Annotated in this window: 18 protein-coding genes; 8 read left to right on the forward strand and 10 right to left on the reverse strand. The window is 64.6% G+C overall.

Annotated elements, in window-relative coordinates; genetic code table 11:
• Window positions 1–139: 139 nt before the first annotated feature.
• Window positions 140–1795, reverse strand: a complete 1656-nt coding sequence (gene aceF / locus QSV36_RS11715; RefSeq protein ID WP_289131716.1) for a dihydrolipoyllysine-residue acetyltransferase — start codon at window positions 1793–1795, stop codon at window positions 140–142.
• Between the two features lie 13 nt (window positions 1796–1808).
• Window positions 1809–4454 carry a pyruvate dehydrogenase (acetyl-transferring), homodimeric type gene (aceE, locus tag QSV36_RS11720; RefSeq protein ID WP_170027891.1) on the reverse strand — a complete coding sequence of 882 codons (2646 nt, stop codon included), beginning with the start codon at window positions 4452–4454 and terminating at the stop codon, window positions 1809–1811.
• A gap of 383 nt (window positions 4455–4837) precedes the next feature.
• Here aceE and glnE point away from each other — a divergent pair, with 383 nt between their 5' ends.
• The 8 genes from glnE to QSV36_RS11760 all read left to right on the forward strand — a co-directional run bounded on the left by glnE (window position 4838) and on the right by QSV36_RS11760 (window position 14934).
• Window positions 4838–7771, forward strand: a complete 2934-nt coding sequence (glnE, locus tag QSV36_RS11725) for a bifunctional [glutamate--ammonia ligase]-adenylyl-L-tyrosine phosphorylase/[glutamate--ammonia-ligase] adenylyltransferase (protein WP_289131717.1) — start codon at window positions 4838–4840, stop codon at window positions 7769–7771.
• A 202-nt stretch (window positions 7772–7973) separates the two neighbouring features.
• Window positions 7974–9023, forward strand: coding sequence for a lipopolysaccharide heptosyltransferase II (gene waaF, locus QSV36_RS11730; protein WP_289131718.1), 1050 nt, complete (start codon window positions 7974–7976; stop codon window positions 9021–9023).
• On the forward strand, window positions 9024–10082 hold the full coding sequence (gene waaC / locus QSV36_RS11735) for a lipopolysaccharide heptosyltransferase I (protein WP_170027894.1): 1059 nt from the start codon (window positions 9024–9026) through the stop codon (window positions 10080–10082). It abuts the gene before it with no gap.
• The gene (locus QSV36_RS11740) at window positions 10082–11206 is read left to right on the forward strand and encodes a glycosyltransferase family 4 protein (RefSeq protein WP_289131719.1); all 1125 of its coding nucleotides are present in this window, start codon (window positions 10082–10084) and stop codon (window positions 11204–11206) included. The genes waaC and QSV36_RS11740 overlap by 1 nt, the downstream gene beginning before the upstream one ends.
• Window positions 11203–12009 (forward strand): lipopolysaccharide core heptose(I) kinase RfaP, encoded by an 807-nt coding sequence (gene rfaP, locus QSV36_RS11745; RefSeq protein WP_289131720.1) that lies wholly within the window; start codon window positions 11203–11205, stop codon window positions 12007–12009. Before QSV36_RS11740 ends, rfaP begins: the two co-directional genes overlap by 4 nt.
• A complete protein-coding gene (locus QSV36_RS11750; RefSeq protein ID WP_289131721.1) occupies window positions 12009–12743 on the forward strand; it encodes a lipopolysaccharide kinase InaA family protein in 735 nt (244 codons plus the stop codon). Before rfaP ends, QSV36_RS11750 begins: the two co-directional genes overlap by 1 nt.
• Complete coding sequence (locus QSV36_RS11755) at window positions 12740–13492, forward strand: lipopolysaccharide kinase InaA family protein (protein ID WP_289131722.1); 753 nt, start codon at window positions 12740–12742, stop codon at window positions 13490–13492. The genes QSV36_RS11750 and QSV36_RS11755 overlap by 4 nt, the downstream gene beginning before the upstream one ends.
• Complete coding sequence (locus QSV36_RS11760) at window positions 13492–14934, forward strand: lipopolysaccharide kinase InaA family protein (protein ID WP_289131723.1); 1443 nt, start codon at window positions 13492–13494, stop codon at window positions 14932–14934. The genes QSV36_RS11755 and QSV36_RS11760 overlap by 1 nt, the downstream gene beginning before the upstream one ends.
• Here the strand turns inward: QSV36_RS11760 and QSV36_RS11765 are convergent.
• The 8 genes from QSV36_RS11765 to QSV36_RS11800 all read right to left on the reverse strand — a co-directional run bounded on the left by QSV36_RS11765 (window position 14895) and on the right by QSV36_RS11800 (window position 25903).
• The gene (locus QSV36_RS11765) at window positions 14895–17492 is read right to left on the reverse strand and encodes a dermonecrotic toxin domain-containing protein (RefSeq protein WP_289131724.1); all 2598 of its coding nucleotides are present in this window, start codon (window positions 17490–17492) and stop codon (window positions 14895–14897) included. The two genes, QSV36_RS11760 and QSV36_RS11765, sit on opposite strands and share 40 nt — an antisense overlap.
• Before the next feature lie 254 nt (window positions 17493–17746).
• Window positions 17747–17923: a hypothetical protein gene (locus tag QSV36_RS11770; protein ID WP_289131725.1), complete on the reverse strand. Its 177-nt coding sequence runs from the start codon at window positions 17921–17923 to the stop codon at window positions 17747–17749.
• On the reverse strand, window positions 17920–19032 hold the full coding sequence (locus tag QSV36_RS11775; protein ID WP_289131726.1) for a PepSY-associated TM helix domain-containing protein: 1113 nt from the start codon (window positions 19030–19032) through the stop codon (window positions 17920–17922). The genes QSV36_RS11770 and QSV36_RS11775 overlap by 4 nt, the downstream gene beginning before the upstream one ends.
• 55 nt (window positions 19033–19087) lie before the next feature.
• Complete coding sequence (locus QSV36_RS11780; RefSeq protein WP_289131728.1) at window positions 19088–21520, reverse strand: TonB-dependent siderophore receptor; 2433 nt, start codon at window positions 21518–21520, stop codon at window positions 19088–19090.
• A 136-nt stretch (window positions 21521–21656) separates the two neighbouring features.
• Complete coding sequence (locus QSV36_RS11785; protein WP_289131729.1) at window positions 21657–22613, reverse strand: FecR domain-containing protein; 957 nt, start codon at window positions 22611–22613, stop codon at window positions 21657–21659.
• The gene (locus tag QSV36_RS11790) at window positions 22610–23128 is read right to left on the reverse strand and encodes an RNA polymerase sigma factor (RefSeq protein ID WP_289131730.1); all 519 of its coding nucleotides are present in this window, start codon (window positions 23126–23128) and stop codon (window positions 22610–22612) included. Before QSV36_RS11790 ends, QSV36_RS11785 begins: the two co-directional genes overlap by 4 nt.
• A 130-nt stretch (window positions 23129–23258) precedes the next feature.
• Window positions 23259–23969 carry a 3'-5' exonuclease gene (locus QSV36_RS11795; protein ID WP_289131731.1) on the reverse strand — a complete coding sequence of 237 codons (711 nt, stop codon included), beginning with the start codon at window positions 23967–23969 and terminating at the stop codon, window positions 23259–23261.
• Window positions 23966–25903, reverse strand: coding sequence for a DUF294 nucleotidyltransferase-like domain-containing protein (locus tag QSV36_RS11800; protein WP_289131732.1), 1938 nt, complete (start codon window positions 25901–25903; stop codon window positions 23966–23968). The genes QSV36_RS11795 and QSV36_RS11800 overlap by 4 nt, the downstream gene beginning before the upstream one ends.
• Between the last annotated feature and the right edge of the window lie 104 nt (window positions 25904–26007).

Here is a 26007-nt window from a genome sequence, read left to right on the forward strand (position 1 = left end):
TCGGCTTGTGGGCTGGAATCTGTAGTTCGCCGTGTTTATTCGGCGGACAAAAAAAGCCCCGCCAATCGACGGGGTTGAGGTACGAGCGTGGCAGCTCGAAAAGGGTACTGCCCCTCGTCGCGAGGGGCAGTGTGCAGCGTTACAGCAGCATGGTGCGGATATCGCCCAGCACGTCGCCCAGGCGCTTGGTGAAGCGCGCGGCGGCAGCGCCGTTGATCACACGGTGATCGTAGGACAGCGACAGCGGCAGCATCAGCTTCGGCTGGAAGGCCTTGCCGTCCCAGACCGGCTGCATGGTCGCCTTGGAGACGCCCAGGATAGCCACTTCCGGCGCGTTGACGATCGGCGTGAAGCCGGTGCCGCCAATGTGGCCGAGGCTGGAGATGGTGAAGCAGGCGCCTTGCATCTCGTCGGCCGACAGCTTCTTGGTGCGGGCCTTTTCCGCCAGCGCAGCGGCTTCGGCAGCCAGTTGCAGCAGGCTCTTCTGGTCGACGTTCTTGATCACTGGGACCAGCAGGCCGTCCGGGGTGTCCACGGCGAAGCCGATGTGCACGTACTTCTTGCGGATGATGGCCTTGCCGCCTGGCGCCAGCGAGCTGTTGAAGTCCGGCAGTTCCTTGAGCAGGAAGGCGCAGGCCTTGAGCAGCAGTGGCAGCACGGTCAGCTTCACGCCAGCCTTTTCGGCCACGGCTTTCTGCGCGACGCGGAAGGCTTCCAGCTCGGTGATGTCGGCGGAGTCGAACTGGGTGACGTGCGGCACGTTCAGCCAGCTGCGGTGCAGGTTGGCGGCACCGACCTGCATCAGGCGGGTCAGGGCCACTTCTTCCACTTCACCGAACTTGCTGAAGTCCACGGCCGGGATCGGCGGGATGCCGGCACCACCGGTTGCGCCGGCTGCCGGGGCTTCCTTGGCCTTCTGCATCATCGCCTTGACGTAGACCTGCACGTCTTCCTTCAGGATGCGGCCGTGCGGACCGGTGGCAGCAACGGCACCCAGGTCGACACCGAATTCACGGGCCAGCTGGCGAACTGCCGGGCCGGCGTGAACCTTGGCGTTGCTGCCGGCAGCCGGTGCGCTGGCAACCGGTGCAGCAGCAGCAGGGGCAGCAGCAGCAGGGGCAGCCGCGGCAGCCGCAGGTGCGGCAGCCGGAGCCGCCTCAGCCTTGGCCGGGGCAGCAGCGGCAGGTGCCGGGGCGGCAGCCGGGGCAGCGCCGGCAACTTCCAGCTTGAGGATCAGGTCACCGGTGCCGACTTCGTCGTCCAGCTTGGCGATCACTTCCTTTACCACGCCAGTGGCTGGCGACGGGATCTCCATGGAGGCCTTGTCGGACTCCAGGGTGATCAGCGACTGGTCGGCTTCGACAGTGTCGCCGACCTTGACCAGCACTTCGATGATCTTGGCCTTGCCCGACGAGCCGATGTCCGGCACGTGGATGTCCTGCACGCTGGCGGCAGCCGGGGCCGCGGCCGGAGCAGGGGCCGGGGCGGGTTCAGCGGCCGGCGCTGGCGCAGCAGCCTGCGCCGGAGCGGCGGCAGGTGCCTCGGGGGCCGCAGCAGCGGCGCCCTCGGCTTCCAGAACCAGCAGCTCGTCGCCTTCTTTCAGGCGGTCGCCCAGCTTGACCTTCAGCTCCTTGATGACGCCGGCTTTCGGCGCCGGGATTTCCATGGAGGCCTTGTCGGACTCCAGGGTCAGCAGGCTCTGGTCAGCCTCGATACGGTCACCGACCTTGACGAACAGCTCGATGATTTCACCTTCACCGCTGCCGATGTCAGGTACGCGAATGAGTTCGCTCACTTAAAAATACTCCTCAGCAGTCCAGTGGGTTGCGCTTGTCCGGGTCGATGCCGAACTTGACGATGGCGTCAGCCACAACCTTGGGTTCGATCTCGCCACGGTCAGCCAGGGCTTCCAGCGCAGCCAGTACCACGAAGTGGCGGTCGACTTCGAAGAAGTGACGCAGCTTCTTGCGGCTGTCGCTGCGACCGTAACCGTCGGTACCCAGGACCTTGAACTCTTTGCTCGGCACCCACTGGCGGATCTGCTCGGCGAACAGCTTCATGTAGTCGGTAGAGGCGATGACCGGGCCCTTGCGGCCGCTCAGGCACTGCTCGACGTAGGTCTGCTGTGGCTTCTGGCCAGGCTTCAGGCGGTTGGCGCGTTCCACTGCCAGGCCGTCGCGACGCAGTTCGTTGAAGCTGGTCACGCTCCACACGTCGGCACCGATGTTGAACTCGTCACGCAGGATCTTCGCCGCTTCGCGAACTTCGCGCAGGATGGTGCCGGAGCCCATCAGCTGTACGTGGTGCGCGGCCTCGCGGGTGTCTTCCTCGAGCAGGTACATGCCCTTGATGATGCCTTCCTCGACACCGGCCGGCATGGCTGGCTGCTGGTAGGACTCGTTCATCACGGTGATGTAGTAGAAGATGTCCTGTTGCTCTTCGGTCATCTTCTTCATGCCGTCCTGGATGATCACCGCCAGCTCGTAGCCGTAGGTCGGATCATAGGTGCGGCAGTTCGGGATGGTGCCCGCCATCATGTGGCTGTGACCGTCTTCGTGCTGCAGGCCTTCACCGTTGAGGGTGGTACGGCCAGCGGTACCGCCGATCAGGAAGCCACGGGTACGGCTGTCGCCAGCGGCCCAGGCCAGGTCGCCAATGCGCTGGAAGCCGAACATCGAGTAGAAGATGTAGAACGGCAGCATCGGCTGGTTGTGGCAGCTGTACGAGGTACCGGCAGCGATGAACGACGACATGGCGCCGGCTTCGTTGATGCCTTCCTCGAGGATCTGGCCCTTCTTGTCTTCGCGGTAGAACATCACCTGGTCTTTATCGACCGGCTCGTAGAGCTGGCCGACCGACGAGTAGATGCCCAGCTGGCGGAACATGCCTTCCATACCGAAGGTACGGGCTTCGTCCGGGATGATCGGGACGATGCGCTGGCCGATTTCCTTGTCCTTGACCAACTGCGCCAGAATACGCACGAAGGCCATGGTGGTGGAGATTTCGCGGTCGCCCGAGCCGTCCAGGATCGCTTTCAGCGTTTCCAGTGGCGGGGTCGGCACGCTGAAGCTCTTGGCACGGCGCTGTGGCACGAAACCGCCCAGGGCAGCGCGGCGCTCGGCCAGGTACTTGGCTTCGGCAGAACCTTCTTCCGGCTTGAAGAACGGCAGGTTCTCCAGGTCGGCATCCTTGACCGGGATGTCGAAGCGGTCACGGAAGTGGCGCAGGCTGTCGACGTCGACCTTCTTGGTGTTGTGCGCGGTGTTCTTGGCTTCGCCGGCACCGGTACCGTAACCCTTGATGGTCTTGGCCAGGATGACGGTAGGCTGGTCCTTGTGGTTGACCGCCTGGTGGTACGCCGCATAGACCTTGTACGGGTCGTGGCCGCCACGGTTGAGCTTCCAGATCTCGTCGTCGGACAGGTCTTCGACCATCGCCTTGAGCTCTGGGGTGTTGAAGAAGTGCTCACGGACGTACGCACCGTCCTTGGCCTTGTAGTTCTGGTACTCGCCGTCGATGACTTCGTCCATGCGGCGCTGCAGGGCACCGTTGGTGTCCTTGGCGAACAGTGGGTCCCAGAAGCGGCCCCAGACGACCTTGTTGACGTTCCAGCCACCGCCACGGAACACGCCTTCGAGTTCCTGGATGATCTTGCCGTTGCCGCGGACCGGGCCGTCGAGGCGCTGCAGGTTGCAGTTGATGACGAAGATCAGGTTGTCCAACTTCTCGCGGCCGGCCAGGGCGATCGCGCCCAAGGACTCCGGCTCGTCGCACTCGCCGTCGCCCATGAAGCACCAGACCTTCTGCTTGCCGGCCGGGATGAAGCCGCGCGCTTCCAGGTACTTCATGAAACGTGCCTGGTAGATGGCCTGGATCGGGCCCAGACCCATCGATACGGTCGGGAACTGCCAGAAGTCAGGCATCAGCCAGGGGTGCGGGTACGAAGACAGGCCGTTGCCGTCCACTTCCTGACGGAAGTTGTTCATCTGCTCTTCGCTGATGCGGCCTTCCATGAAGGCGCGGGCGTAGACGCCTGGCGAAGCGTGGCCCTGGAAGAAGATCAGGTCGCCGCCGTGTTCTTCGGTCGGGGCCTGGAAGAAGTAGTTGAAGCCGATGTCGTACAGGGTGGCGCTGGAGGCGAAGCTGGAGATGTGTCCGCCCAGGTCCGAGTCTTTCAGGTTGGTACGCATGACCATGGCCAGGGCGTTCCAACGCACCATCGAGCGAATGCGGCGTTCCATGAACAGGTCGCCAGGCATGCGTGCTTCGTGGGTGACAGGGATGGTGTTGCGGTATGGCGTGGTGATCGCGTATGGCAGCTGGGAACCACTACGGGTGGCCAGCTCGCCCATACGGGTCATCAGGTAATGAGCGCGGTCTTCGCCTTCTTTGTCGAGGACCGACTCCAGGGCATCCAGCCATTCCTGGGTTTCGATTGGATCGAGGTCTTGCATGGCTTGCTCCAGGGCGGAAAGGCAACCAGAATCGATTGCCTGAGTTTGCGACTGGCCTTATGGGCAGACGTCGTGAATTCTTGGATTACCGGGGTGTCCTCCGGCGCCGTGTAGTTTTACTACATTTGCTTTCGCATTTCATGCTTTTACACGACAGGGGTAGTAGTAAAACTACATCTATGCGACGTTTCGTCGCATGCTGGCTTGTGAGGAAAAACGTTCATGTTGGTTGGCATTGTGTCGCGAACGGGTAATTCTTGATGGTTGTTGCCAATTTTAAGGCTGTTTCAGCTATTTCCAACTTTTGTACGACAGTCCAACCGTGGTCCGGCTTCCCCTTGGCCGCTTTTTCCCCTCTATTTCACGCCGATCAAGGATAGACCATGCGCCTGCCTTTGCCGTCCGATCTGCCTGCCACCCTGCAACCGCTGGTCGCTCGCAACCAACAATTCCTTCGCGATGCCGTGGCTTTTCACCCGGAACTCGACCTGCAGGCCTGGAGCCCGGCGCACCGCCAACAGTTCGACCAGGTAGCCGCTGCCAGCGACTTCGTGCTTGGCCTGGCCCGGCGCGAGCCGGCCATGGTGTTCGGCCTGCTGGCCAGTGGCGAGATGGACCGGCCGTACGCCATGGGCGAGCTGCGTGGGCACATCGCCGCCGCCGCCCAGGCGGCGCAGAGCGAGGACGAGCTGGCGCGCAACCTGCGTCGCGAGCGCAACCGCCAGCAGTTGCGCATCATCTGGCGCGACATCACCCGCCAGGCGGCGCTGGGTGAAACCTGCCGCGACCTGTCCGACCTGGCCGATGCCGCCATCGATGAGGCCTACCAATGGCTGTACCCGCGCCATTGCCAGCAGTTCGGCACGCCGATCGGCAACCGCAGTGGCCAACCGCAGCAGATGGTGGTGCTGGGCATGGGCAAGCTGGGTGCGGTGGAGCTGAACCTGTCGTCGGACATCGACCTGATCTTCGCCTTCCCCGAAGGCGGCGAAACCGAAGGGGTGAAACGCTCACTGGATAACCAGGAGTTCTTCACCCGCCTGGGCCAGCGCCTGATCAAGGCCCTGGACCCGGTCACCGTGGACGGTTTCGTGTTCCGCGTCGACATGCGCCTGCGCCCGTACGGCTCGGCTGGCGCACTGGTGCTCAGCTTCAATGCGCTGGAGCAGTATTACCAGGATCAGGGTCGCGACTGGGAACGCTACGCGATGATCAAGGCGCGTGTGGTGGCTGGTGACCAGGCCGCCGGCGCACAGTTGCAGGAGATGCTGCGGCCTTTCGTGTATCGCCGTTACCTGGACTTTTCCGCGATCGAAGCGCTGCGCACCATGAAGCAGCTGATCCAGCAGGAGGTGCGGCGCAAGGGCATGGCCGACAACATCAAGCTGGGCGCCGGCGGCATACGCGAGGTGGAGTTCATCGCCCAGGCTTTCCAGCTGATCCACGGTGGCCGCGACCTCAGCCTGCAGCAACGGCCATTGCTGAAAGTGCTGGCCACCCTCGAAGGCCAGGGCTACCTGCCATCTGCCGTGGTGACCGAGCTGCGCGAGGGCTATGAGTTCCTGCGTTATACCGAGCACGCCATCCAGGCCATCGCCGACCGCCAGACGCAGATGCTGCCGGACAGCGAGCTTGACCAGGCACGGGTAGCCTACATGCTAGGTTTTGCCGACTGGCAGAGCTTCCAGGACCAGCTGGTGTACTGGCGCGGCCGTATCGACTGGCACTTCCGCCAGGTGATTGCCGACCCGGATGACGAAGACGGCGAAGGCGAGCTGGTGGTAGGCGGCGAATGGTCGCCGCTATGGGAGCAGGCGCAGGATGAAGAGGCTGCGGGTCGTCAACTGGAAGAGGCCGGTTTCAAGCAGCCCGCCGACGCCCTGCGGCGCCTGGCTGCGCTGCGCTCGAGCCCGCAACTGCGCTCGATGCAGCGCATTGGCCGTGAGCGCCTGGATGCCTTTATCCCCCGCTTGCTGGCCCAGACCGTCGAACATGCCGACCCCGACCTGGTGCTGGAGCGCGTGCTGCCACTGGTCGAAGCCGTGGCGCGGCGTTCTGCCTACCTGGTGCTGCTGACCGAAAACCCCGGCGCCCTGGGCCGCCTGTTGACCCTCTGCGCCGCCAGCCCGTGGATCGCCGAGCAGATTGCCCGTTACCCGCTGCTGCTTGACGAACTGCTCAACGAAGGCCGCCTGTACAGCCCGCCGCTGGCGCCGGAACTCGCCAGCGAGCTGCGCGAGCGATTGACGCGCATCCCCGAGGACGACCTTGAGCAGCAAATGGAGGCGCTGCGCCATTTCAAGCTGGCCCACAGCCTGCGCGTTGCCGCCTCGGAAATCAGCGGCAACCTGCCCTTGATGAAAGTCAGCGACTACCTGACCTGGCTGGCCGAAGCCATCCTCGACCAGGTGCTGGCCCTGGCCTGGCGCCAGACCGTGGCCCGTCATGGCCAGCCCAGGCGCAGCGACGGCAGCCTGTGCGACCCGGGTTTCATCATCATTGGCTACGGCAAGGTCGGTGGCCTGGAACTCGGCCACGGCTCGGACCTTGACCTGGTGTTCATCCACGACGGCGACCCGCAGGCGGAAACCGACGGCGCCAAGCCGATCGACGGGGCGCAGTTCTTCACCCGCCTGGGCCAGCGCATCATCCACCTGCTGGCCACCCAGACCAACTCCGGCCAGCTGTATGACGTCGACATGCGCCTGCGCCCGTCCGGGGCCGCCGGGCTGCTGGTCAGCTCACTGGGCGCGTTCGAGCGCTACCAGCAGAACGAAGCCTGGACCTGGGAGCACCAGGCCCTGGTGCGGGCCCGGGTGCTGGTGGGCTGCAAGCAGGTGGGGGCAGCGTTCGAAGGCGTGCGCGCCAAGGTGCTGGGCCAGCCGCGCGACCTGCAGAAACTGCGCAGCGAAGTGAGTGAAATGCGCGCCAAGATGCGCGACAACCTGGGTACCAAGGCCACTGCTGCCGGCACCGCGGCCAATGCGTTCGAGCCGGGTGTGCCGTTCGATATCAAGCAGGATGCCGGCGGTATCGTCGATATCGAATTTATGGTGCAATACGCCGCCTTGGCCTGGTCGCATGACCATCCGGCCTTGCTTCGATGGACCGATAACATCCGCATTCTGGAAGAGCTGGAGCAGGCAGGTTTGATGCCGGCCAGTGACGCGGTGCTGTTGCGTGAAGTGTACAAGGCGTTCCGCTCTGCCTCGCACCGCCAGGCCCTGCAGAAGCAGGCCGGGGTGATAGACGCCGCGCAGTTTGCCGATGAACGCCGTGAGGTGCGGCGGATCTGGGGTGAGCTGGGTTTGAGCTGATACCGCGTTGGCTTCTTCGCGGGCAAGCCCGCTCCCACAGGTACTGCACTGCTCTCAAGGCTTGTGCTGACCCTGTGGGAGCGGGCTTGCCCGCGAATGGGCCATGTGAGTGGTACACTGTCGGCCACATAGCCTGAATATAAAGAGGGGAGGCCAGGCTGTACTGCAGCCTGTTGCCTCCCCGAGTGTTTCTGGACCAAGCATGAGAATACTGATCATTGGCCCCAGCTGGGTCGGCGACATGGTGATGGCGCAGACCCTGTTCCAGTGCCTGAAACAGCAGCACCCCGACTGCGTGATCGATGTGCTCGCCCCCGAGTGGAGCCGGCCGATCCTTGAACGCATGCCCGAGGTCCGTCAGGCCCTGAGTTTCCCGCTCGGCCACGGTGCGCTGGAACTGGCGACGCGGCGGCGCATCGGCAAGTCCCTGGCCGGCCAGTACGACCAGGCCATCCTGCTGCCCAACTCGCTGAAGTCGGCATTGGTGCCGTTTTTCGCTGGCATCCCGAAACGCACCGGCTGGCGTGGCGAAATGCGCTTCGGCCTGCTGAACGACGTGCGCAAGCTGGACAAGGCCCGCTACCCGCTGATGATCGAGCGCTTCATGGCCCTGGCCTACGCGCCTGGCGCCGAGTTACCGCAGCCGTATCCGCGCCCCAGCCTGCAGATCGAAGCGCAGAGCCGCGACGCCGCCCTGGCCAAGTTCGGCCTGGAGCTGGACCGCCCGGTGCTGGCGCTGTGCCCCGGTGCCGAGTTCGGCGAGGCCAAGCGCTGGCCGGTCGAGCACTATGCCAGCGTGGCCGATGCAATGATCCGTCAAGGCTGGCAGGTATGGCTGTTCGGCTCGAAGAACGATCACCCGGTCGGTGAGCAGATCCGCGACCGGCTGATCCCGGGCCTGCGTGAAGAATCGGCCAACCTGGCCGGGGAAACCTCGCTGGCCGAGGCCATCGACCTGATGTCCTGCGCCGACGCCGTGGTGTCCAACGACTCTGGCCTGATGCACGTGGCAGCAGCGCTGAACCGCCCGCTGGTGGCAGTGTACGGTTCGACATCGCCGGGCTTTACCCCGCCACTGGCCGAGCACGTGGAGGTGGTGCGCACCGGCATCGAGTGCAGCCCGTGCTTCGACCGTACCTGCCGCTTCGGCCATTACAACTGCCTGCGCCTGCTGGAACCGGGCAACGTCATTAGCGCCCTGCACCGCCTGAGCGGGCCGGAGCTGATCGATACCGTGGCCGAGGTCGACTAAGTGCGGGTACTGATCATCAAGACCTCGTCGCTGGGTGATGTGATCCACACCCTTCCGGCGCTTACCGATGCCGCCCACGCCATTCCGGGGATCCGCTTCGACTGGGTGGTGGAAGAAGGCTTCGCCGAAATCCCCAGCTGGCACCCGGCGGTCGACCAGGTCATCCCGGTTGCCATTCGCCGCTGGCGCAAGAACCTTTGGCAAACCATCAAGAGTGGCGAGTGGAAAGCGTTCAAGCAGCGCGTGCGCGAGCGCCAGTACGACCTGGTGATCGACGCCCAGGGCCTGGTCAAGTCGGCCTGGCTGACCCGCTACGTGAAGGCGCCGGTCGCCGGCCTGGATCGCTATTCGGCCCGCGAAGGCTGGGCCAGCCGGTTTTATGATCGACGCCTGTCGGTTGCCGTCGGCCAGCATGCGGTGGAGCGGGTACGCCAGCTGTTCGCCATGGCCCTGGCTTATGACCTGCCGGAGGGCATTGGCAACTACGGCCTCGACCTCGACCGCCTGCAGCTACCGCCGGCGGCCCCGTACGTGGTGTTCCTGCATGGCACCACCTGGGCGACCAAGCACTGGCCCGAAGCCTACTGGCGCGAACTGGCCGAACGCATGGGCCGGCGCAAGCTGGAAGTGCGCCTGCCGTGGGGCAACCCGGCCGAGAAGGCGCGGGCCGAGCGCATTGCCCAGGGCTTGAACAATTGCCAGGTGCTCCCCAAATTGAACCTGGCCGGTGTTGCCCGCGTACTGGCGGCGGCCAAGGCCTGCGTAGCCGTCGATACCGGCCTGGGCCACCTGGCAGCGGCCCTCGATGTACCCACCATTTCGCTGTTCGGCCCAACCAACCCGGGGCTGACCGGCGCCTACGGACGGACCCAGATTCACCAGGCCAGTGACTGGCCATGTGCTCCCTGCCTGCAGAAGAAGTGCACCTACAAACCGAGCGCCGACGACCTGCGCCGGTACGATCTGAAACGCGAGTGGCCGCTGTGCTTCACTCGCCTGAATCCCGAGCATGTGGCGAGCCGCTTGAGCGCGCTGCTGCTGGCTGAGGATGTCCGTTGATGCAACTGGCTTTCGTGCTGTACAAATATTTCCCCTTCGGCGGGCTGCAGCGCGATTTCATGCGCATTGCCCTGGAGTGCCAGAAGCGGGGCCACCAGATCCGCGTGTACACGCTGATCTGGGAGGGTGACATTCCGCCGGGCTTCGAAGTGCTGGTGGCGCCGGTGAAGGCGATTTTCAACCACCGCCGCAACGAGAAGCTCAGCGCCTGGATGGCTGCCGACCTGGCCAAGCGCCCGGTCGACCGCCTGATCGGCTTCAACAAGATGCCGGGGCTGGACGTGTACTACGCCGCCGACGGCTGCTTCGAGGACAAGGCGCAGACCCTGCGTGGCGGCCTGTACCGCCGTTGGGGCCGTTACCGGCACTTTGCCGAGTACGAACGTGCGGTGTTCGCCAAGGACGCGCATACCGAAGTGCTGATGATTTCCGAAGTGCAGCAGCCGCTGTTCATCAAGCACTACGGCACCCCGGTGGAGCGCTTCCACCTGCTGCCGCCAGGCATTTCCCAGGACCGCCGCGCGCCGGCCAACGCTGCCGAGATCCGCGCCGAATTCCGCAAGGAGTTCGACCTCGGCGAGGACGACCTGTTGCTGGTGCAGATCGGCTCCGGCTTCAAGACCAAGGGCGTGGACCGCAGCCTCAAGGCCCTGGCGGCACTGCCGTCGGCCCTGCGCAAGCGGACCAGGCTGATGGTGATCGGCCAGGACGACCCCAAGGTGTTCCAGCTGCAAAGCGCCACCCTGGGCCTGGGCGAGCAGGTGCAGTTCCTCAAGGGCCGCAGCGACATTCCGCGCTTCCTGCTGGGCGCCGACTTGCTGATTCACCCGGCGTACAACGAGAACACCGGCACGGTGCTGCTCGAAGCGCTGGTGGCCGGCCTGCCGGTGCTGGTGTCCAAGGTGTGTGGCTACGCCCACTACATTGCCGAGGCCGACAGCGGCCTGGTGTTGGACGAGCCGTTCGAGCAGGAACAGCTCAATGGCTATCTGCAGCGCATGCTCGAAGACCAGCCGGCCCGTGCCAGCTGGGCGCGCAACGGCCTGGCGTTCGCTGACACGGCCGATCTGTACAGCATGCCGCAGCATGCCGCCGACGTGATCCTGGGGCAGGAGTCTGCATGAAGCTGATACTGGCCGAGCCGTTCAAGCGCCTGTGGGCCGGGCGCGATGCCTTCGATGCGGTGGAAGCGCTGCAAGGCGAGGTCTACCGCGAGCTGGAAGGGCGCCGTACGCTGCGCACCGAGGTCGCCGGGGAGGGGTTCTTCGTCAAGATTCACCGCGGCATTGGCTGGGGCGAGATCTTCAAGAACCTGTTTACCGCCAAGCTGCCGGTGCTCGGTGCCGGCCAGGAATGGCAGGCCATCCAGCGCTTGCACGAGGTTGGCGTGCCGACCATGACGGCAGTTGCCTATGGCGAACGTGGCAGCAACCCGGCTGCGCAACATTCGTTCATCATCACCGAAGAACTGGCGCCGACCATCAGCCTGGAGGACTTCAGCATCGACTGGGTCCGGCAACCACCCGAGCCACGCCTGAAACGCGCACTCATCGCCGAGGTGGCCAGGATGACCGGCGGCATGCACCGCGCCGGGGTCAACCACCGCGACTGCTACATCTGCCACTTCCTGCTGCATACCGACCGCCCGGTGACGGCGGATGACTTCAAATTGTCGGTTATCGACCTGCACCGCGCGCAGACCCGAGCGAAAATCAGCCGCCGCTGGCGCGACAAGGACCTGGCCGCGCTGTACTTTTCGGCGCTGGACATCGGCCTCACCCAGCGCGACAAGCTGCGCTTCCTGCAGGGTTATTTCCAACGCCCGCTGCGGCAGGTCCTCAAGGACGAGGCCGCGCTGCTCGCCTGGCTGGAGCGCAAGGCGCAGAAACTCTACGACCGCAAGCAACGCTATGGGGATGCACTCTGATGTCGGGTTGGACACTGGCGCCGGGCTATGAACACCTGGCGGCGGACTTCGGCAGCCTCGAGGCGGTATTCGCCCTGCAAGGCGAACGCCTGACCCGCGACCCGCTCAGCGAAGTGGTGCGCATCACGCGTGACGGGGTCAATTATTACGTCAAGCGCTACACCGGGGCCGGCAAGCACATGCGCCGCTACCTGGGCCGGCCGCGGATCAAGGCGGAATGGCAGAACCTGAAGCAGTTCGCCAAGTGGGGCATCCCCACCGCCGAAGTGGTGGCCTGGGGCCTGGAGCGCAATGGCCTGGCCTTCGCGCGGGGGGCGATGATCACCCGTGAACTGCCACGTACCGAAGACCTGTCGGCGCTGGCCGAGCGCAACGATGCGCGCCTGGCCGACCGCGCCTGGGTCGGGCATGTCAGCAGCCAGCTGGCGCGGCATACCCGGGTCATGCACGAGCACCACTTCGCCCATAACGACCTGAAATGGCGCAACCTGCTGGTCGATGACCAGGGCACGCTATTCTTCATCGACTGCCCCACCGGCGACTTCTGGCGCGGCTTCATGTGGCGGCACCGGATGATCAAGGACCTGGCGTGCCTGGACAAAGTGGCCAAGTACCACCTGTCGGCGACCCAACGCCTGCGTTTCTACCTGCAATACCGTGGCCGCGACCGGCTGAATGTGCGCGACAAGAAGCGTATTCGCCAGGTAGTGGGCTTTTTCGAGGGAAGGGAATGACCGATTACCTGGCCAGCGCGGACCACGCGCTGCTCAAACGCCACGGCCTGGACGACTTCGAGGCATTGTGGGCGCTACAACTGGATGCCGTGGATGAGCCGAACACCGGTCGTGGCGGCTGGAGCAGCGTGTTCCGCCTGGAACTCGAAGGCAAGGGTTATTACCTCAAGCGCCAGTGCGACTACCTGACCCGGACCTTGCACCGGCCATTCGGCGAGCCAACCTTCGCCCGTGAATTCCGCAATATCAGCCGCTACCAGAAGCTGCACATTCCTGCCTTGCAGGCGGTGTTCTATGGCGAGCGCAAGCAAGGCGGCCAGCACCGGGCCATCCTGATGACGCGCGCCCTGGACGAATGGGCCGACCTCGACAGCCTGCTGGCGCGCTGGGCACAACTGGGCGATGCCGAACGCAATGGTATCCTGCAGGCCTGCGGCCAGCTGGCGCGCACCCTGCACAGCGCCGGGCAGGTGCATGGCTGCTTCTACCCCAAGCACATTTTCCTGCGCCAGCGCCGCGATGGCTGGGACGCGCAACTGATCGACCTGGAGAAGACCCGTCCCCTGCTGTTCGGCATGCGTGACCGCCTCAAGGACCTGGAGCCGCTGTTGCGCCGCGCCCAGGCCTGGAGCGAGGACGAGGTACGTAACCTCCTGGCCACATACCTGGCGCAGCCAGCCGATGGCTCGCTGGTCGATACCTGGCTGCAACGCCTGACGCAACGCCGTCGTGAAAAAGAGGCCCGCTGATGCGTTTGTCCGAACTGAAAGCAGCCGGGCGCAACCCGTCGCTGCCCCTGAACATTACCCTGGCCGACGCCGCCGGCAGCGCCGACTTGCAACTGCTCAGCCTGGTGCGCGTACTGCCGGGCCAACGCTATGTGGGCGCCGGGGTATGGCGCGGCACCCCGGTGCTGGCCAAACTGCTGGTCGGTAGTAACGCTGCGCGGCATTTCCAGCGCGAACTGCAGGGCGTGAAGCTGCTCGCCGAGCAGGGCCTGACCACGCCGAAGCTGCTGGCCGATGGCCTCAAGGAAGGCGAGGGCGGCTGGTTGCTGTTCGAGTTTCTCGACGGCGCCGAAAGCCTGGCTGATGCCTGGGCGGCCGTGCAAGACCTGCCGATGCTGGCCGACGAGCAGCACCTGGTGCTGGGCGAGGCGCTTACTGCGGTGGCGCACATGCATGCCCAGGGCCTCTGGCAGGAGGACCTGCACCTGGACAACCTGTTGCGCCACGGCGGCAAGCTGTACCTGATCGACGGCGCCGGCATAAAGGCCGAAACGCCTGGCCAGCAACTGTCGCGCCCACGTGTGCTGGAAAACCTCGGGGTGTTCTTCGCCCAGCTGCCCAAGCGCCTGGAACCTTTTATCGAAGAGCTGCTGGTGCACTACCTGTTGGCCAACGCCGAGCATGCGCTGCCGCTGGAGGCCTTGCAGAAGCAAGTGGACAAGGTGCGCAGCTGGCGGCAGAAGGATTACCTGGAAAAGGCCGGTCGCGAATGCAGCCTGTTCAGCGTCCAGCGCAGCCTTTCAGGCCTGCGCGCGATCCGCCGTGACGAGGTCGAGGCCATGTTGCCGGTACTGGAGCAGGCCGACCAGTTGCTCGACCAGGGCCACCTGTACAAGACCGGCGGTGCCGCCAGCGTGGCACGCATCGAGGTGAAGGGGCGCCAGCTGGTGCTCAAGCGCTACAACATCAAGAACACTGCGCACTGGTTCAAGCGCTTCTGGCGCCCGAGCCGGGCCTGGCATTCATGGATCGAAGGGCACCGCCTGGAGTTCCTTGATATCGCCACGCCGCGCCCGCTTGCGGTGCTGGAGCAACGCGTATTTGGCCTGCGCAGCCGCGCCTACCTGGTCACCGAGTACATCGATGGCCCAGACCTGGCCGCGTGCTTCGCACCCTATGTAGAAGATGGCGACGCCCCTGAAGAACAGGTAGATGCCCTGGTCCATGTCATGCAGCAGCTGATTCGGGAGCGCATCAGCCATGGCGATTTCAAGGGCCACAACCTGTTCTGGGACAACGGCCGTTGGTCGCTGATCGACCTCGATGCGATGTGCCAGCATGCCACCCAGCTGAGCTTCGCTCCGGCCTACGCCCGCGACCGGGCGCGGCTGTTGCGCAACTGGCCGAGCGGCAGTGCCTTGCATCAGCGGCTCGACCGGCTGCTGCCGCGTCTGACCGAGTAGGCGTCGGGCAGCGCCATCCAGCCACTGCTACGCCCGGCCTGGCGCACCCGGATACGCCACTGCCGGTCGTGCCAGCGCAGGATGGCCCATGGCACCACACCTGCTGTATCGGCGTGCGGGATGGGCAGGTGGAAGCGGTCCTCCAGCAGATGCCTGCGCAGTGCAACCTGCCCGCCTCGGGTTTGCAGGTACAACTGTTCACCTGCCTGATGCAGGCCGTCGATGGTGTCGATGGGTTCGCCTTCGATGACGCTGGGCAACAGGCACTCCGTGAGCAGCCCGACCAGGTCGGGCACGCCGTCGTACCACAGTACCGGGGAGTCGATGACCCAGTTGCCATTGGCCAGGCGTTTGACCGGTTGTTTCAGGTAGGCATCCGGCTGCACCGGGTCTACCACCCGCCAGCGCAGGCCATCGAAGGCTATCTTGTAGTAGCGCTGCTGCGCGTCCTGGATGTAGTACTGGCTGAGCCCTTCGAACTCGGATGCCTTTTCATACACCCCCTCGGCGTAGATGCCGTCGATCCGGTAACGCAGGTTTTCTATCGGCGCAACCACGCTGTAGCGAGGCGGCAAGGGTAATGGTGGTTGCGCCGGCACGCCGCGCAGCACCCTGCGCATCAGGCCGGTGGCAGCCATGCTGGTGCCGGCATCGTTGGCATGGCTGAGGGCGTTGTAGGCATGTTGCAGTACGCTGTTCATGTCTTCCTCACGATAGGCCTGCATGCCATCCCAGATGCTCATTACCATCCGGCCGAGCGAAAGCGGGATGAGTGCCCGGGCAGGCAATGCCAGGCTGATCAGGTCCACCAGCCGCCAACCCAGGGTAATGCCCTGTTCCACATCGGCTTCCAAGGTACTGCGGCTGTTGGCGTCGGCGATGGCGATCATGCCTCTGACGGCGGCCATGTAGTAGGCATGGAAAAGGTCATCATCGATGGCTGGCATGCGCAGGGCGGCACCGAGGCCCCCGCTGAGAAACAGCTGTCGAGCCTCGTCCCTGGGTAGCAACGGCAGGCGGTCGAGGGTATAGGCCAGCAAGGCAGGGTCATCCCGCAGCAGGCGCAGCAGTGCGCGGCGATTGGCCAGGCTGCGCCAGGCGCGCCGGTCGGGGGCGTCGGGGGTGTACAGGACGAAAGAGCCTACCCCAGTGGCTTGGCTGTCGATCAGCAACACTCCCTGCAGCGTGTGATTACGGATCGTCAGCTGGCGTACGGTGATGTGTTGGCCATCGATAGGTGGGCGTAAGGCATTGTGAGGGTAGTCCAGCACTTGCCTCACCCAGCGGTAGTCGCGTTCTGACTCACCACTGGCCAGATGCCTGGCGTAGCGAGCCTTGGCCAGCTCGGCGCGCATGCGGGCACGGTTGACCTTGGCATGGGCATTCAGCCGCCAGGCGCCGAGCGGAGCGTCGATCAGCTGTTTCTGCAAGAATTCGCTGTAGCTGCCACCGACACTGAGGCTTCTGACCAGGCTCTTCACATAACCCGCTGAAAGCGCTGCTGGCAGTGGTTTGGAATGACGATGCCCGACCCGTGCGGTCAGCCAGTAGTCATAATCGAACCAGCTCACGTTGCGCAGCGCCAGCTCGTCCAGTGGGTAGCTTTCCTTGATGGTCTCGATCAGCGTGCCCCCCACCTTCTGCACGCCACGCCAGGTAATGTAGCCGGAGGGATGGAATGGGTTGATGTGGGGGCCGACCTGCACGGTGTGGACCACATGCACGAGGATGTCGCTGGCCGGATAGCTAAGCCCCAGGTCATTGCGCAAGCGTTCCTCGATCCTGTTGGTGGCCCATTGGTGCAAGGTGTGCTCCTGCTGGAACTGGGCGAAGGTCAGTATGCCGGCAGTAGCGACACTTTCACTGGCTGCCACCAACCGCTGCATGGTTTGCATGATATGGGCTTGCCCGTGCTCGCCGGCCGAGCGCAGCCAGTTGGGCAGGTTCTTTTCCAGCAACAGCGAGTAGCGTGTGTTGAGCGATGCCCGTTTGCCGGCTTCGTCGGTCAAGGCCATGCTTTGACGCAACGATTCAGCCGTGCTTGTGCCCGCCAGGGCCAGCTGAACACGTTGGCGCTGGGCGTCGAGCAGGCTGTCGACCTGCATCAGCAGGGGGTCGTCGGCATACCACTCGTAGCGCAGACGGTCAGCCTGGCCGGCGCTGTGGATACGTTGCGGATCGACCAGCAGGTTCAATAGCGGGACGCTCTGGATAGGGTCATCCAGCCGCTCGCAGAGTTCGCGGTGCAAGTCGGCCAGTGAGGGGTAGGCTTCGACGCCTTGCGCCGGGCCGCAGAGCAGCGTCGGCCCGGTTGCTTGCAGGCCGTCCAGGTGCTCGCCCTCGGCTGTGCCAACCGTGATCACGAACATACCCGGTAGTGCTGCCCGCCAGTTGGGTCGGCTGCGCCTGAGGACGGGGCGGTACACCTGCGCTCGTCGGCCTTGTGGTTGGTGGTGGCGTTGCCAGGAGGCGGGCAGGTCCAGGCAATTGCGCAACATGTCGGCCTGGTCGACAGACAAAGTCTGGTCGGCCAGACGCAGGTCCAGTTCGGCGTGCATCAACGCCCGGCGCAGGTCGGCAAGGCGGGTCCGTCTGGAAAGGCCTTGGCTGTCTGTCTCGGCCCAGAACTACGCCAGCTCGGCATGCAATTGCTGACGGCTTGGCATGGGCGGGGCGGGTGTCGGCAGGCCCGCCAACATGCCGACGATCTGCTGGTCGAGAAATTCGATGCGTTCCAGTGGCAGCATGGTGTGCTCCTTGAGTTAGGAGTGCACAGGCTGGGCGCTGGTACCGTGCCGCGGGTGGTAACCGGTTATCGACCGTGCAGCGCCCGCAAGCTGAGCACCGCCGGGATGCCCAGGCCCAGCCAGGCCAAGGCATCCCATGGGCCGTCGCCGAACAGCGCGGCAAACAGGCCGGCGGCGCCGAGCACGGCAATGGTGGCCGGCCAGGTGAAGATGCGCAGGGTAGTTTGCGACTTGTGACTCATGGCCGTGCCCCGCGGGTTCTACCGTTCTTGCCCCACCACAGGTACAGGCCGCTGCCGAGCACAATGATGGTCAGCACATCGAGCACCGCCCACAGGATTTGCATCGGCCGGCCACCGTAATCACCGAAATGCAGCGGTTGCGAAAGGCCCATGGCGTCCATGTACCAGGGGCGCTCGCCAACTGCGGTCGGCTCAAGGGTACGGGCATCGATCAGCACGGGAGTGAACAGGTGTGAGGTCAGGTGCGTGGTGCCCTTCATGAACACGGCGTAGTGATGCTCGCTGGAGAAGCGCGTGCCAGGGAAAGCGATGAAGTTCGGCTGCATGCCAGGCGTGGCCTGCCCGGCAATTTCCAGCAGGCGTGTGGCCGGGGCGCGCTCGGTGAGTGGTGGTGCGTTGCGGTACGGCGCAACCATGGCGGCCAGGCTGTCGTTGCGCCAGGCGGCGATGACCAGGTCGGACAGGGCACTGATCACCCCGGTTACAGCTACCGTCAACGCCCAGGTCAGGGTGACCACGCCGATCAGGTTGTGCAGGTCGAGCCAGCGTAGGCGCCGGGACTTGTCGTTGCGTACCGTGGCGAATGCCAGGCGGCGCATGAAGGGCGCGTACAGCACGGTGCCGGAAACGATCGCAACGACGAACAGTATTCCCATGAACGCCAGCAACAGTTTGCCCGGCAGCCCGGCGAACATGTCCACATGCAGACGCAGCATGAGCATCATGAACCCGCCGTTGGCCGCCGGCATGGCTACTGCTTCGCCAGTGCGGGCATCGAGCATGAAGGTATGCGACGTGTTGGGTTCGCTACCGGCAGTGGCGGCGGTGATGGCTATCACGCCGTTGGGTTCGTCGTCGTCGTAGCCGAAGTACTGCACGACCTCGCCGGGGCGGTGCTGTTCGGCCCTGAGCACCAGTTGCTGCAAGTCGAGGTGCGGGGTATCGGCTGGCAGTTCGCGCAGTTTCGGCGCGTCGCCGAGTAGCTGTTCGAGTTCGTGGTGAAAGATCAGCGGCAGGCCGGTGAGCGCCAGCAACAGCAGGAACAGGGTGCAGACCAGGCTGCTCCAGGTGTGGATCGTGGACCAGCGGCGGATGGTGGGGCTTTTCATCACGGTACCGATATCTGCTGGATGGGCATGGGGCTGCAAAGCAGCCCCGGCTCACTCAGAACTTGTAGGTGGCACTGGCCACGACGCTACGCTCGTCGCCGTAGTAGCAGTAGTAGGAATCACAGGTCGACAGGTAGTCCTTGTTCAGCAGGTTGGTAGCGTTGAGCGCCACCGACGCGCCCTGAAGGCTGCTGTCCAGGCGCCCCAGGTCGTAATGCACCGCTGCATCGAATACCGTGTAGGCGTTGGCCTTGCCCAGGTAGGTATTGGCCTGGTCGCCATAGGTATTGCCGGTATAGCGCGCACCGAGGCCAATGCCGAAGCCGTCGAGTACGCCCGCATGCCAGGTGTAGTCGCCCCACACCGACGCCTGCTGGTTGGGCATCAGTTGCAGGCGGTTGCCTTTGAAATCGCCGTCCTGCACTTGCGACTTGGCCAGGGTGTAGGCGGCAATTACCTTGAGGTTTTCGCTCACATCGGAAACCGCTTCAAGTTCCAGGCCACGCACTTTCACTTCGCCGGTCTGGCTGGTGATGGTCACGCCACCGACGCTGTCGGTCACCGAGACGTTTTTCTGGGTCAGGTCATACACGGCTGCCGACAACAGGGTGCTGGAGCCCGGTGGCTGGTATTTCACGCCCAATTCCCACTGCTTGCCTTCGGTGGGTTTGAACGAGTCGGTTGCCGAGGCACTGGCATTGCTGGATGGCTGGAACGACTCGGCATACGACAGGTAGGGGACGAAGCCTGAGTCGAACACGTAGCTGATGGCTGCGTTGCCGCTGAACTGTTTATCGCGCTGGGTATTGGTGGCATCGCCCTTGTTGAAGAACTTGGTGCCGGTATGCACCCAGTCTTCGCGCCCGCCCAAGGTCAGGCGCCAGTTGCCGAGCGCCATCTGGTCCTGGACATACACGCCGGTCTGGCGGGTTTTCTGGTTGTAGTCATAGAACGCAGTGGAGCGGTCCGGACGGGTGATCGGCAGCCCGTAGACCGGGTTGTTGACGTTGCTGTCCGGCACGTTGAAGCCGAATATCGACAGGTAGTTGGTATTGATGCGCTGGTGGTCCAGGCCGAGCAGCAAGGTGTGGCTGATGTCACCGGTGGCAAAATCGGCCTGGAAGTTGTTGTCCACCGCGAACTGGCTGATGTCTTCGTCGGTGTTGGTGGACATGCGGCTGACCGTGCCGTCGTCCTTCACTGGAGGGTTGTCCTTGTTGTAGCTGCCCGGGGTGATGGTCTGGAAGGCCAGGTCCGACTTGGTATAGCGAAGATTCTGACGGAACTGCCACACATCGTTGATACGGTGCTCGAAGGCGTAGCCCAGCGCGTAGTAGGTACGGTCGTAGAACTCGTAGTCAGGGTCACCCAGGTTCTTGTGGTGGGAGATCTTGCCGAACGGCATGTCGATCTTGGTGCCCTGGATCGGCCGGAACTGGCTGGTTGCACCGGTATCGTCGCGGGTGAACTGGGTAAGCAAGGTCAGCGAGGTGTCTTCGTCGATGTTCCAGGTCAGGCTCGGGGCGATGTTGTAGCGCTTGTCGTCGATATGGTCGATCTGCGTGCCACCGTCGCGGATGACCCCGCTGACGCCATACAGAAAGCGGCCTTCGTCATCGATCCTGCCGGTGCTGGCGAAGTTGATCTGGCGATGGTTGTCACTGCCGTATTGCAGCTCGATTTCATGCGCGCTTTCCGCCTGCGGGCGGCGGCTGACCATGTCCAGCAGGCCGCCGGGCGGGGTCTGGCCATAGACCGACGAAGCCGGCCCGCGTAGCAGGGCAAGGCGATCGAGGTTCCAGGTTTCGGCTTTGGGGTTGGCGTATACGCCGCGTGGCAGCGGCAGGCCATCGAGAAACTGGGTCGGCTCGAAGCCCCGCACGCGCATCCAGTCATAGCGTGTGTCATTGCCGAAGCTGGCCGAGACGATACCCGGCATGTAGCGCACGGCATCGTCGAGGCTGTGTACGCCGCGGTCTTTCATTTGTTCGCGGGTGGCGATGGAAACCGAACGCGGCAACTCGACCAATGCGGTATCGGTCTTGGTGCCGGCGGCGCTGCGCTTGGCCACGTAGCCTTCGACCGGGCCCCACGCGCTTTCGCCCAGGCTGGCTGCATCCACGGTGGTTGCCGGCAGCGCCAGGGTACCTTCCGCGACTGCCACCAGGCTGTAGCTGCCTGCATTGCTCTGTTGCAGTTGCAAACCTGTGCCGCGCAGGGCCGCCTGCAGCGCGCCCAGGCCGTCATACTGCCCGTGCACCGGCGCCGAGCTGCGGCCGCTGACCAACGCCGGGTCGATAGCCAGGGTGATACCGGCCTGGCTGGCGATCTGGTTGAGGGTGGAGGCCAGCGGGGCGCTCGGCAGGTCGTAGCCGCGCGCGGCGGATGGCTCGGCGGCGTACACCACGGGGCTGGCCAATGGCGCGGCTACCGCGATGGCCAGGGCGATCAGGCTGGGGCGCAGGATACGTTCAACAGCACGGGACATGCAGCGGCTCCTCGACGGGTAAGTGCTTACTGCTTCCTTGCCGAGCGAGATTGGAAAAGTGACAGAGCGAATCTGAAAAATATCGAGAATTGTTTGAATTGGCGGGCGTGAACCCGCTTCTACACGGGCCGCCCGGCTATCTGGGCTTGACGGTCACCCACCACTGGGTATGCCGCTCGATCTTCACCGGCAATACTGGCACCAACGACGCCAGGGCCAGGTCGGTGTCGGTCAGCGGGAAGCTGCCAGTCACCCGCAGGTCGGCGACCTTTTCATCCACACCGAGGTAACCGCTGCGGTACTGGCCCAGTGCGGCCAGCAGGTCAGCCAGGCGCACGTTGTCCACCACCAGCATGCCGCGGGTCCAGGCGTCGACACCGGCGGCTACCGCGCCGACCCGGCCAAGCCCGTTGGCGTACATCAGCACTTGCTGGCCTTCGTGCAGCACCTGTTCATCAGCGCTATTCAGCGGCATGGCAGCGACCGAGGCTTGCAACACTTCCAGGCGCGTACCCTTGGCTTCACGGCGCACCAGGAAGCGCGTGCCCAATGGACGCAGGCGCCCATCGTCGGTACGGACCAGCAATGGGCGCGGGTCCTGATGGCCGGTCTGAACCGAGATTTCGCCCTGGTGCAGGACGATGGTCCGTTGTTCGCCTGCGTAGTCGATATCCACGGCGGTATGGCTGTTCAGGCTCAGCAAGGTGCCGTCTTCCAGGCGCAGGGTACGCAACTCGCCGGTGGCGGTGCGCTGGTCGGCCAGCCAGTAACTCGGCGCGAGCGACGGTGCGCCGACCCAGGCCAGCAGCGAGCCGAGCAGGAACATGCCGGCCAGCCCACTGCCAACCTTACCGATACGCCGGCGCAGGCCGACGCGCGACTGCACCAGGGCCTGGCGTGCCGGGCCGGCTGCCGCGCCGACGCGCTGGTCCATCGCGCCCAGTTGGCGCCAGGCGCGGGCATGCTCTTCATTGGCAGCATGCCAGCGCATGAATTCACTGCGCTCATCGGCCGTACTGCTGCCACCGTCGAGGCTGAGTTTCCAGGCAATCGCGGCTTCCAGCACGCGGGACGAAACCGGGGCACTGCTCACGTCGGCTCTCCGTACAGGGCCGTGTAGCACTGGCGCAGGCCTTGGGCGATGTACTGGCGTACCCGCGACACCGAAACGCCCAGGCGCTCGGCAATTTCGGCATGGCCCATGCCGTCCAGGCGGTTGTACAGGAACGCCGCGCGTGCCTTGCTCGACAGCTTGCCCAGCAGGCGGTCGATGGCCTTGAGGTCTTCGAGAACCAGGTGTTGCACTTCCGGGGAAGGTTGCTCGGCTTCCGGCAACAGGGCCAGCTCGGCCAGGTAGGCCTGTTCCAGCGCGGCGCGGCGGAAGTGGTCGAACAACAGGCCCTTGGCCACGGCAGCGAGGAATGCCCGGGGTTCGCGGGGGGTGTCCAGTTGCGCACGGCCGAGCAGGCGCACGAAGGTGTCCTGACTGAGGTCCTCGGCACGTTGGCGGCAGGCCATGCTGCGTTGCAGCCAGGCGAGCAGCCAGCTGCGATGGTCGCGGTACAGCGTACCGACCAGATCGGCATGTGGACTCTGTGCAGAAGACAAGCAGCGTCCCCCCCCGGAACGTATGCATTAACTAACGATAATTATTCGCGATTGTTGCAGAGGCGGGGGGCAGGGCGCAATGGGCGCTTATCGGATGGCCATCATGGAAAGGCCTGAGCTGCAAAAGCGATTACAGGCCGTGGCTCTGGATCTTGCGCCGTCGCCACCCGCGCAGCCGCTGCTCCAGCTGCAATGGGCTGTCCAGTTGCTGGCGTCGGGCCTGGCTGAACAGGATCAACGCCAACTCGGCGGTCACCAGGGCGTCGGCACTGGCATGGTGGCGTTCTTCCACCTGCAGGCCGAACCGCGCCACCCAGTCATCGAGACCGGCCTCGCGCAGTACCGTGTCGGGGTTGAGCATCGGTGCCAGTTCGGCGATGTCGAGGAACGGCGACAGCAGGCGATAGCCCAGGCTTTCCTTCAACGCGCGGGCCAGCATGCGCTGGTCGAAGGAGGCATGGAACGCCAGCACCGGGCTGCTACCGATGAAGTCGAGCAAATCGAGCAAGGCTTCGGCCGGATCGCAACCGGCAGCCAGGGCACTTGGGCCCAGGCCGTGGATCAGCACGCTGGCGTTGGTCTTCTGCGTTGGCCGGTGCAAGGTGCGTTCGAACTGCTGGGCGAAGTCGATGGCGCCGTCTTCGATGGCCACGGCGCCGATCGACAGCACCTGGTCACGGTTTAGGTTCAGGCCGCTGGTCTCCAGGTCCAGCACTACCCAACGCTGTTCGCGCAGGGTGCACACCCCCAGGGGGGCGGGCTTGGCCAGCCGGGCCAGGCGCTGGCGCGTGGTAACGTCCAGCTCGGGCGCGCTGGGGCGCAACCAGGTGAACAGGTTCATAACTGGTACCGCAGGGCGAGGCTGCTTTGCAGGCGCTGAGCCTGGCGCAGGGATTCGCGCAGGATGCGCCGGTCAAGGTGGTTGAGGCTGTCCGGATCGAGCCGGTTGGAGTACGGCAGGTTGTCGCGCGTCTGGCGCTGGTGCTGCTGCATGCGGGTTTGCTGAATGAAGTGGTAGGCCTCCTCATACGCCGCGCCGTCCTGCGCCTCGATGATGCCCTTGGCCACCAACTGACGCAGGCGTTCCAGGGTATTGCAGGCACCGATGCCGTTGGCCAGGGCCAGCAGCCGGGCGCCATCGACGAAGGGCGTCAGGCCTTGGACCTTGAGGTCGAGGGTGGCTGCCTTGTCGTTGCCCTGGCGGGTCAGCACGAACTCACGCAGGCGGCCAACCGGCGGGCGCTGGCGCAAGGCGTTGTCAGCCATCAAGCGCTGGAACAGGCGGTTGTCGGCCACTTGTTCGAGCAAGTCCTGGCGCAGTTGCTCGCAACCCTGCTCGTCGCCCCACACCACACGCAGGTCGAAGTAGATGCTCGAGCCCAGCAGGTTTTCCGGGCTGGCTTCGCGAACAAAGCCGGCAAAGCGCCGCGCCCATTCGCTGCGCGACAGGCACAGCTCCGGGTTGCCGGCCATGACGTTGCCCTTGCACAAGGTAAAGCCGCATTGGGCCAGGCATTGATTGATGTATTGCGCCAACGGCAGCAGGCGGGTGCGGATGGCGTCGGCTTCGGCGCTGTCGGCTGCCTCGAAGAGGATGCCGTTGTCCTGGTCGGTGTGCAGGGTTTGCTCGCGGCGTCCTTCACTGCCAAAGCACAGCCAGCTGAACGGCACGCCGGGGTCGCCGCGCTCGGCCAATGCCAGCTCGATCACCCGGCACACGGTGTGGTCATTGAGCAGGGTGATGATCTGGGTTATCTGCGTGGACGACGCACCATGGGCCAGCATGCGCTCGACCAGCTGGCTGATTTCGCCGCGCAGCGAGACCAGGGTCTCCAGCCGGGGGGCATGGCGGATGGTCCGCGCCAGGTGCACCAGGTCGACCCGTTGCAGGGAGAACAGGTCGCGCTCCGAAACCACTCCGCACAGGCGGCGGTTTTCCACCAGGCATACGTGGGCAATGTGTCGCTCGGTCATGGCCATGGCCGCGTCGAAGGCGCTGGCCTGGGGGCTGAGGTAGAAGGGCCGGGCAGTCATATGTCGCTCGATCGGCGCGCCCAGCTCGGCATCGGCTGCGGCCACCACCTGGCGCAGGTCGCGCAGGGTGAAGATCCCGGTGGGGTAGCGCTGTGCATCGACCACCACGATGCTACCTACCTGCTGCTCGTGCATCAGCCGCACGGCATCGCGCAGCGGGGTGTCGGCGCTGCACACCACCGGGTGGCGCATGGCCAGTTCACCCAGGGGGGTGTTGAGTGAATACTGGGTGCCGAGGGTTTCCACGGCGCGCTGGCGCACCTGCTGGTTCACCTGGTCGAGCAGGCTGCTGACGCCGCGCAGGGCAAAATCGCGAAACACCTCGGACATCGAGAACACGCGGATGAACGCTGCCTTGTTCAACTGCAGGCAGAAGGTGTCTTCACCGGCCAGGTGCTCGGTACGGGTCGCCCGCTCGCCGAGCAGGGCAGCCAGCGGGAAGCATTCGCCGCTGGTGATCTCGAACGTTGTCTCGACACCAGGTTTGACCAGGTGCTGGCGCTCGCCGACCACGCGGCCCTGCTTGACGATGTAGAAGTGCTCCACCGGCCCGTCGGCAGGTTTGACAATGCTCTCGCCGCAGGCATAGAAGCGCAGCTGGCACTGCTCGACCAGGTAGGCCAGGTGGCTGTGTTCCATCTGGTTGAACGGCGGAAAGCGCTGCAGGAACTGCAGGGTACCCTGGATATTCTGCAGCACTGCTGTCCTGCCCGCCTGGCTGTAGGCGTCCTTTTTGCTCATGAAACTGACCGTATCGCTATGCCGAACTATATATATCTATATATAGGTGCCGACCATGTTGTTCTCTGCCTCCATGGTCGGCTTGCGGCGGGGTGGTGCCCATT

Source organism: Pseudomonas sp. BCRC 81390, from assembly GCF_030341915.1.
Classification (GTDB): domain Bacteria; phylum Pseudomonadota; class Gammaproteobacteria; order Pseudomonadales; family Pseudomonadaceae; genus Aquipseudomonas.